This window comes from Arthrobacter sp. Y3221114 (genome assembly GCF_059092625.1).
The window spans coordinates 221,027-230,767 of sequence record NZ_JBNHHW010000007.1 but is presented as its reverse complement, the minus strand read 5'-3'; the positions used below and the strand labels follow the sequence as shown (position 1 = coordinate 230,767).

Sequence of the window (9,741 nt, the reverse complement as noted above, 5' to 3'; positions counted from 1 at the left end):
CCGTCGATGGCCTTGCCGTCGCGCTGCCACTGCCAGGTGACGGTGGTGGCTGCCGGTGTGGTTGTGCCGGGCACGGCGGTCAGGGTCGCGCCGACGTCGTTGCCGCCGGTGAGGGTCGGGACCGCGGTCTCGGTGAACGGTTTGTTGATGGTCCGTTCGGCCGAGGTCTTGGTGATGTCGGTGTGGCCGGTGGCCTGGTAGGTGGCGGTGACGGTGATTTTCTTTCCGGCGTCGTCGCCGACCAGGGTGTAGGTCGCCTTGGTCGCTCCGTCGATGGCCTTGCCGTCGCGCTGCCACTGCCAGGTGACGGTGGTGGCTGCCGGTGTGGTTGTGCCGGGCACGGCGGTCAGGGTCGCGCCGACGTCGTTGCCGCCGGTGAGGGTCGGGACCGCGGTCTCGGTGAACAATTTGTTGATGGTCCGTTCGGCCGAGGTCTTGGTGATGTCGGTGTGGCCGGTGGCCTGGTAAGTGGCGGTGACGGTGATTTTCTTTCCGGCGTCGTCGCCGACCAGGGTGTAGGTCGCCTTGGTCGCCCCGTCGATGGCCTTGCCGTCGCGCTGCCACTGCCAGGTGACGGTGGTGGCTGCCGGTGTGGTTGTGCCGGGCACGGCGGTCAGGGTCGCGCCGACGTCGTTGCCGCCGGTGAGCGTCGGTGCGGGGGCATCCGTAAAGGTAAAGACAGGCGCAACAGCTGCTGACACCGCCGATTCCGTCGCGTAGTTGGCCAAGAAGTAACTGGCCCGCACGCTGATCTGTGTCCCAGCGTCAGCCGCAGCCAGCTTGTAGCTGGCGGAAGTCGCGCCCTCGATAGCCTTCCCATTGCGCAGCCACTGGTACTGGACTTTCGAGGCCACAGGCTCGGTCTGTCCAGGGGCCGCGGTAAGCACAGAACCGAGAGCCAGATCGCCGCTGATTTTCGGTGGAGTGACAGTGGCGAATGTTCTCTCTCCGAAAACGAGATCGATACCGGACAAATCAGCACTTCCAGAAATGATCACGACTGTGGCATCCGCCATTGAAGCAGCATTTCCATACCATCTATCGTTCAAACCGTCGTAGCTGACGTAGTGCAGCTTGTATCCACCGGGCGCAAGGCCCATTACGGAGTAGCTTCCATCTCGGTTCACGACGCCGCTATTCCCCCATTCGCCAGTCTCGGCATGGTAGACGTAGACGTACATCTCCTCGACATTGTGGCCGACAGGGCCTGTGATCTTGCCGTGAATACTGCCACCCGGCTGCAGCTCGATGTCGATTCCTGTCAGATCCCCGCCGGCCAGAACCACCGGGCCAGGCGCATCGTCCCCCGAGCGTGCGTCTTTGTACCATTGGGGAACGAGACGCGTACCCCAGGCATGGACTTTCAACTTGTAGTTGCCGTCTTCGAGTCCGGAAACGAAGTAGCGTCCCGCCGCATCCGTGTTTGTCCAACCTATTTGGTCGCCGTCAGAGTCATAGAGGGTGATTTCAACGTCCTCGAGACTATAGCCCTCCGGCACGGAAATGGTTCCCGAAATGGTTAGGCCGGTGCTGAGGTTGAAATTGATGCCGTCCACGTCCAGGCTAGGGGCGACGCTCACGACTTCGGCGGTGTTCTTGGTCGAGGCGCCTGAATACCATTGCGAGAGGAGCCCTGTTCCCCATGTGCTGGCGTACAACTTGTAGTCGCCCGCAGCCACTCCTTGGAAGGTGAAGACTCCGGACTTGTTCGTAGTTTCCTCAGCTAGCCATTCACCAGTGGCTGCCGAGTAGAGTCTGATTTCAACCCCCTCCGGTGTGCCACCTGCCATGGCTGTTACTACACCCGAGATGCTCCCAGCTTTGGCCAGTTCAGCGTTGATGCTGCCGTCCTCGCCGTCGGCCAGGGTCAGGGTTTTGGCATCTTCAAAGGTTTGGGCGCCGTCGTACCACTGTGAGAGCGCGCCAGAGCCGCCGGCGGAGAAATGGATCTTGTATTGTCCAGCGGCTAGTCCCGAAATTGTGTAGGTGCCGTCTTCGTCCAGCCATGTGCCGTCGACCGATTCGTCTGGATCCTCGACCTGGTAGACACGGACCCGGACAGATTCGGCATCGGCACCCACAGGCATGGTCACCGTGCCGCTGATGCTGGCGGCTTTGGCGAGTTCAGCGTTGACGTCGGTGCGGTCTTGGCCGTCGGTCAAGGGCAGGGTTTGGGCGTCTTCGAAGGTTTTGGCGCCGTCGTACCACTGTGAGAGCGCGCCGGAACGGCCGCCGTGGAACTTTAGTTTGTAGTCACCCGCTGTAAGTCCGTTGAGGATGTAGGTGCCGTCATCTTCCACGGATGCTGAGGCAGCGTAGTCCCATTCGTCGTAGTGCCGCTGATCGTCGGTGTATGCCCGAACCTCTACTCCGCTGACGTTAGCGCCGGCGGGGACCGTGATGGTTCCGGAGATGCTGGCGGCTTTGCCGAGTTCCGCATTGATGTTGTCGCGGTCTTCGCCGTCTTCGAGGGCCAGGGTTTGGGCTTCTTCGAAGGTTTGGGCGCCGTCGTACCATTGCGAGAGGGCGCCGGAGCGGCCTGCGGAGAAGTGAATTTTGTACTTTGCAGCGGCCAGTCCCGAGATTGTGTAAGTCCCGTCTTCTTGCACCCGGCCTGAGGCTACGTTGTCCCACTCGTTGTCGGTGTATGCGCGAACGCGTACAGCACCGACATTGGCGCCGTGGGGGACCACGATGGTTCCGGAGATGCTGGCGGCTTTGCCGAGCTCGGCGTTGATGTTGTCGCGGTCTTCGCCGTCGGCCAGAGTCAGGATTTCGGCCACTTCGAAGGATTGCGCGCCGTCATACCACTGCGAGAGCGCGCCGGAGCCACCGCCATCGAACTCCAGTTTGTAGTCGCCGGCAGCCAGCCCGGTGAGGGTGTAGGTCCCGTCTTCGTTGAGCTGGGTGGAGCTGAGCCATTCGTAATCCGTGCCATAAACGGTGGCGCTGATCCCTGCAGGGTCGACGCCTTCCGGTAGTGCAACGGTCCCGGAGATGCTGGCGGCTTTGCCGAGTTCAGCGTTGATGTTGTCGCGGTCTTCGCCGTCGGCCAGGGTTAGGGTTTTGGCCTCCTCGAAGGATTGCGCGCCGTCATACCACTGCGAGAACGCGCCGGAGCCACCGCCATCGAACTCCAGTTTGTAGTCGCCGGCAGCCAGACCCGAGATTGTGTAAGTCCCGTCTTCTTGCACCCGGCCTGAGGCTATGTTGTCCCACTCGTTGTCGGTGTATGCGCGAACGCGTACAGCACCGACATTGGCGCCGTGGGGGACCACGATGGTTCCGGAGATGCTGGCGGCTTTGCCGAGTTCGGCGTTGATGTTGTCGCGGTCTTGTCCGTCGGCCAGGGTCAGGGTTTGGGCGTCTTCGAAGGTTTTGGCGCCGTCGTACCACTGTGAGAGCGCGCCGGAGCCGCCGGCGGAGAAATGGATCTTGTATTGTCCAGCGGCTAGTCCCGAAATTGTGTAGGTGCCGTCTTCGTCCAGCAATGTGCCGCCGACCGATTCGTCTGGATCCTCGACCTGGTAGACACGGACCCGGACAGATTCGGCATCGGCACCCACAGGCATGGTCACCGTGCCGCTGATGCTGGCAGCCTTGGCGAGTTCAGCGTTGATGTTCGCGCGGTCTTCGCCGTCGGCCAGGGTCAGGGTTTTGGCCTCTTCGAAGGTTTGTGCGCCGTCGTACCACTGCGAGAGCGCGGTGGAACCGCCGCCATCGAACTCGAGTTTGTAGTCGCCTGAGACCAGCCCCGTGAGGGTGTAGGTCCCGTCTTCTTCTTCTAGCCAAGCTGAGGCGACATAGTCCCCTTCGGAGTCGTATGCACGAACGTGCACATCGCTGGCGTTGGCACCGTCGGGCACCGTGATGGTTCCGGAGATGCTGGCTGCTTTGCCGAGTTCGGCGTTGATGTCAGTGCGGTCTTCGCCGTCGGCCAGGGCCAGGGTTTGGGCTTCTTCAAAGGTTTGTGCGCCGTCGTACCATTGGGAGAGCGCGCCGGAACGGCCGGCAGAGAACTTCAGTTTGTAGTCGCCCGCTGTCAGCCCGGTGAGGATGTAGGTGCCATCACGTTCCACGGATGCTGAGGCAGCGTAGTCCCATTCGTCGTAGTCCCGCTCATCGTCGGTGTATGCCCGAACCTCTACTCGGCTGGCGTTGGCACCGTCGGGCACCGTGATGGTTCCGGAGATGCTGGCGGCCTTGGCGAGTTCGGCGTTGACGTTGGTGCGGTCTTCGCCGTCGGCCAGAGGCAGGGTTTGGGCTTCTTGGAAGGTTTGTGCGCCGTCGTACCACTGTGAGAGCGCACCGGAGCCGCCGCCGTGGAACTTTAGTTTGTACTCGCCCGCTGTCAGTCCGGTGAGCTTGTAGGTACCGTCTTCTTGCACCCAGCTTGAGGCTACGTCGTCCCACTCATTGTCGGTGTAGGCATAAACGTATACATCACTGACGTTGGCGCCGTTGGGAACCACGATGGTTCCGGAGATGCTGGCAGCCTTGGCGAGTTCGGCGTTGACGTTGGTGCGCTCTTCGCCGTCGGCCAGGGGCAGGATTTCGGCCACTTCGAAGGATTGCGCGCCGTCATACCACTGCGAGAGCGCGCCGGAGCCACCGCCATCGAACTCCAGTTTGTAGTCGCCGGCAGCCAGCCCGGTGAGGGTGTAGGTCCCGTCTTCGTTGAGCTGGGTGGAGCTGAGCCATTCGTAATCCGTGCCATAAACGATGGCGCTGATCCCTGCAGGGTCGACGCCTTCCGGTAGCACAACGGTCCCGGAGATAGTCGCAGTAGCCGATGCGGCTAGTGAGGGTGCAGCTGTCTCCGAGCTTGCAGCATCATCGCGCGTTGTGTCCGGCCTAGCTTGTTCGGTCTGGTCTTGCACCACGGATTCGGCTTCGATGGTCGCTTGCTCGTCCAGTCCTGTCTCCGGGGCGGACGGAGCCGAAGCTTCTAAATCAGCTGTTTTACTACTGTCTTTCGATTCAGCACCAGCGCCGGTTGGCTTTAGAGGCAAGGTGACGTTAACGTCCGTCAGTGACGCTGCACCAAGCGCGATCAGAGCAGCATCATCGAATGTAGAAGTATTTCCATGCCAGGTTGAGGCGATTTCATCGTCATCGCTCACGTACTCAAGCTTGTAGTCACCCGGCACGAGATTCACCAGGAGGTAACGGCCGTCGTCAGCCACCTTCGCTTCTCCTGCGGCTTCGTGGTCTGTGGCGGTGAACGCGCGCACAGTAACCGATGCTGCCGAATGGCCTTCAGGAACTGTCACCGTGCCCTCGATCGAACCGATCTCGGCAGCAACGGCCGGAATCGTTCCTAGAGAGAGCAGCGCGGCCAGCAGGACCGCAAGGACGTATCTGAGACTAAGCCGGCGTGGAGGCCGTTTGCGAAACATGTAGTACCCCAACTCGTGTGCGATGAGGGGCACTTTGCTGACGGCGCCAAACCAGATTCCCCCAGTCTGATGACGTCAGACAAGGACGAATATAGGAGAGAATTTCCCGCAGTTTGGAAAAACAAGTTTTCCGACTATGGAATTAAGCAGAAAATGATGAAACGGTTAAACACAGGCTTAGACGACGTCATAAAAAGCGACGCTCCCGGACCGGGGAAAGCCTAATAACCCCAGAGCTCGGTGATCTGAACGCCGGCGCTGGACAGAAGCCGGCGCAGGGTGGAGACGGAAAGGCCGACGACGGCGTGGGGGTCGCCGTCCACTCGCTCGATGAAGGCGCCGCCCAGCGAGTCGATGGTGAACGAACCGGCAACGTGGAGCGGTTCGCCGCTGGCCACGTAGGCATCGATTTCCGTCTCGGTGAGCTGGGCGAAATGCACCGCGGCGGAGGCGACTGCGCCCACCGTGGCACCCGATCCCGCGTCGGGGGTGTCCTGCGCGCCGGCTTCGAAGGCGGTGGGGCGGCAGTCCACCAGCCAATGGCCGGTGTGCAGCACGCCGTGCCGCCCGCTCATCCGATGCAGGCGTTCACGGGCGACGTCCGGCTCATGCGGCTTGCCGTACGGCGCACCGTCGAGTTCGAACACCGAGTCGCAGCCAAGCACCAGGGCGCCCTCGGCCGCGGGGAGCGCCGCAACAGCCTCGGCCTTGGCCCGTGCCAACAGCAGCGCAGTGTCGTGGGGGTCGGTGATGCCGTAGCCGGCCGTGACCGCTTCTTCGTCCACGTCCGACACCAGGACCTCGTGCGCGATGCCGGCTTCGGTCAGGAGCTTGGTGCGGGCGGGGGATGCTGAGGCCAGGATCAGGCGAAGGTCGGTCATCCGACCAAGCTTATCCGGCGCCGCAAAGCGAACCCTGCTTAGGGTGTTTCCGGCCCGTGACCTGAGCGTAAAGAATTGCCGCCGTTGTTCCGTGGACCGGTTGCCTGACCGTACGATTTCGGCGGGAGCTTCTCCCGCCGGAGAGTACGCCCTTGACCGGGCCGAAGGACTCGGCACAGATGAGGGCCGGTGCACCGTTGGGGGATGCATCGGCCCCTCCTGTTTGTCTGTGCCCGGCCGTCCGCGCCCGGCCGGACGGGTCCCAGGTCAGCTGGCGGCGGCTACCGGGTCCTCGCCCAGCAGTGCGCGCCGCAGGGTGTCCAGTCCCACCGAGCCGATGTTCAGCGCCTGGCTGTGGAAGGCCTTGATGTCGAAGGCATCGCCCTCCCGACGCCGCCGCTCGTCGCGGATTTCCTCCCAGAGCTTCTGGCCGAGCTTGTAGGACGGGGCCTGTCCCGGCCACCCAAGGTACCGGGTGAACTCAAAGTCCAGCTGGCCCTTGCTGATAGCAATGTTCTTGCGCAGGAACTCGTAGCCCTTCTCCGGGGTCCAGGTTCCCGAGCCCCAGCGCTCGGGGATCTCCAGCTCCAGATGGACGCCGATGTCGAACACCACGCGCGCGGCCCGCATGCGCTGCGCGTCGAGCATGCCCATCCGGTCGCCCGGATCGGCCAGGTAGCCCAAATCATCCATCAGGCGTTCGGCATACAGCGCCCAGCCTTCGCCGTGGCCGGAAACCCAGCAGATGTTCCGCCGCCAGTTGTTCAGGAGCTCGCGGCGGTAGGTGGCCGTCGCGACCTGGAGGTGGTGGCCCGGAACGCCCTCGTGGTAGACCGTGGTGGTTTCCTTCCACGTGGTGAAGCTGTCTTCGCCTTCGGGCACCGACCACCACATCCGGCCCGGCCGGGCGAAGTCGTCGCTGGGCCCTGTGTAGTAGATGCCTCCCTCATGCGTTGGGGCGATCATGCACTCCAGCTCGCGCATGGGTTCGGGAATGTCGAAGTGGTCGGCCAGCTCCTCCACGGCCTTGTCCGAGAGGCCCTGCATCCACGCCTGCAACTCTTCGGTACCGTGCAGCTGCCGCTGGGGATCCGAATCCAGCAGCGCCATCGCTTCCTCGATGCTGGCCCCGGGCCGGATCTGTTCCGCCACGGCTTCCTGCTCCGCGATGATGCGGTCGAGTTCCGCCACGCCCCAGGCATAGGTGGCTTCCAGATCCACCGCAGACCCCAGGAAACGGCGCGACATCAGGGCATAGCGTTCCCGGCCCACCGCGTCCTTCTCCGGGGCCGCCGGGAGCAGCTCGGCCTCGAGGAACGAGGCCAGCCGGCCGTAGGCGGTCGCCGCGGTGCCCGCGGCTTCGGCCAGCCGGTCGCACAGGTCCTGGGACAGCTCGCCCTCTTCCAATGCAGCGTGCCCGGCCAGCGTGCGGAAGAAACCGTCCTCGGTCGCGTACGCACGGGTCTGCTCGATCACGATCCGCACCTGCCGCTTGGCGGCGACCAGACCGCGGTCCTTGGCCTCGCGCAGCGACGTCACGTAGCCGGCAATCGCGTCCGGAACGTGCGCCATGCGGCCGGCGATGTTGTTCCAGTCCTCGACGGTGTTGGTGGGCATCAGGTCGAAGATGGCGCGGATGTCCTGCGCCGGCGAGGCGATGTTGTTCAGGTCCGCCAGGTCCCACCCGGTCTCGTGGATTTCGAGCTCAAGGCCCAGCCGCTCGTGCATCGCATCGAGGGTGACGCGGTCCACGTCGTCGGTCGGTTCCAGGTCCTCGAGCCGCCGCAGCGCCTCCCGGGTAACCTCGGCGAAGGCCTCGGCGCCGGCAGGGGAGTAGTCCGGGTACTCGGTCTCGTGTCCGGGGATGCCAAGGGAGGTTGCCAGCGAAGGGTTCAACTCCAGCAGGGCCGCCGTGTAGGCGTCTGCGACGGCATCGATGGCGGACGGAGTGCGCCCGGTTTCCGGGGTCTTGGTCAGTTCAGATGTCTGCTCAGTCACAGGGAGAGCCTACCAACCCGCTGGCCCCGGCCACGCCGCCGTAGCGCGGCTGCTGTCCGGCACCCTAAGGCCGGTCGGGCACGCGGCGATTGTCACGGAATTGTAGTGTGCTGCCTCTGGCCCTCAGGGCCTGCCGCGCCATAGGTTGGGGGATCAACGGTGAGGAGAGCATGGTGCGGAAGAGGACGACGGCGGCGCTGGCGGCTTTGGGGGTGGCGCCCGCCATGGTGCTCGGCGGCTGTGCGGCGCCTCCGGAACTGCTGACCGCGGACGGTGTGGCCCGGGTGGACGCGGCAGCGGGGGATTACCCCGCCGAGGTCGACGCGCTGCGGCGTTCGACCTACAAGCTGGGAGCAGCCATGCTCGCGGCGGCGCCGGCGAAAAACCAGGTCACCAGTCCGGTGAGCCTGCTCTATGCCGTTGCCATGCTCCGCGCGGGCGCCGGCAGTACTACGGCCCGCGAGATGGATGCCGTTTTGGGGCTGCCGGACGGAAATCTTGACGGCGCCATGAACGGGCTGTTGGCGGGGTGGGAAGGTTTCGACGGCGATTTGAGCTCGGTCGACGAGGAGGAGCCGCCGGTCCGGCCGCTGCTGCACCTGGCGAACGGCATCTTCGTGGACGAGGGGACGCCCACCGGCGAGGACTACCTGCACACCCTGGCCCGGCACTACGGCTCCGGCGTGTATCCGGTGGACTATTCCGATCCAGCGACCAAACAGGCAATGGATGCGTGGGTGGACCACCACACCGGCGGCCGCATCACCGAGGCCCCCGGCACCTTCGACCCGGGGAACACGCTGACCCTCCTCAACGCCGTCTATTTCGCAGCTGCCTGGGAACAGCCGTTCGACCCGTCGGCAACGGAGGACGGCGCCTTCACGACGGCTTCGGGCGGGACGGTCAAGGTACCCATGATGGGCAATCTCGTGCAGGCGGCGTACGGGCGCGGGAATGGCTGGCAGGGCATCGACCTGCCGTACAGCGACGGATTCGTGATGCGCCTTGTCCTGCCCGACGGCGGCGCGCCGGTCCTGGACGAAGAAGGCCTGGGGGAAGTGGCTACGGTCATGGACAGCGCAGCCGACGCCGTGGTCCTTCTGCAGCTGCCCACCTGGAACCACACCCACCACCAGGACCTGCTGCCGATCCTGCGCGGACTCGGACTCGCCGAGACCTTCGGGCCGAATCCCGATTTGGAGGCCATTCAACAGGACGCCTCGGTGACCGGCGCGGCCCAGCAAGCCAACATCACCGTCGGGGAAAAGGGGACAGTCGCAGCGGCGGTGACGGAGCTCGACGTGCTGGCCGGTTCGCTGCCACCACGGCCCGACGTCGAGCTTTCGTTCGACCGGCCCTTCCTGTACCAGATCGTCCACCTGCCGACGGGGCTCCCGCTGTTCCTCGGCACGGTCTTGGACCCGCGCTGAGCGCCCGGAGGGTGGTACCCGGGCCCCGGAGCC

4 protein-coding genes are annotated in these 9,741 nt (G+C 64.2%); 1 reads left to right on the top strand and 3 read right to left on the bottom strand.

Features of this window, described 5'->3' with window-relative positions; genetic code table 11:
- From AC5RV3_RS15535 to AC5RV3_RS15525, 3 genes are all read right to left on the bottom strand, one after another.
- Positions 1-4,763, bottom strand: a 4,763-nt coding sequence (locus AC5RV3_RS15535; protein WP_494122887.1) for a carboxypeptidase regulatory-like domain-containing protein, incomplete at its 3' end; no start/stop codon positions are given.
- Positions 4,764-5,620: 857 nt separating this feature from the next.
- Positions 5,621-6,280 (bottom strand): Maf family protein, encoded by a 660-nt coding sequence (locus tag AC5RV3_RS15530; RefSeq protein WP_494122886.1) that lies wholly within the window; start codon positions 6,278-6,280, stop codon positions 5,621-5,623.
- A 267-nt stretch (positions 6,281-6,547) separates the two neighbouring features.
- Positions 6,548-8,278 (bottom strand): DUF885 domain-containing protein, encoded by a 1,731-nt coding sequence (locus AC5RV3_RS15525; RefSeq protein WP_494122885.1) that lies wholly within the window; start codon positions 8,276-8,278, stop codon positions 6,548-6,550.
- 170 nt (positions 8,279-8,448) lie between these two features.
- Between AC5RV3_RS15525 and AC5RV3_RS15520 the strand changes: the two genes are divergently transcribed.
- Complete coding sequence (locus AC5RV3_RS15520; protein WP_494122884.1) at positions 8,449-9,708, top strand: serpin family protein; 1,260 nt, start codon at positions 8,449-8,451, stop codon at positions 9,706-9,708.
- Positions 9,709-9,741 lie beyond the last annotated feature (33 nt).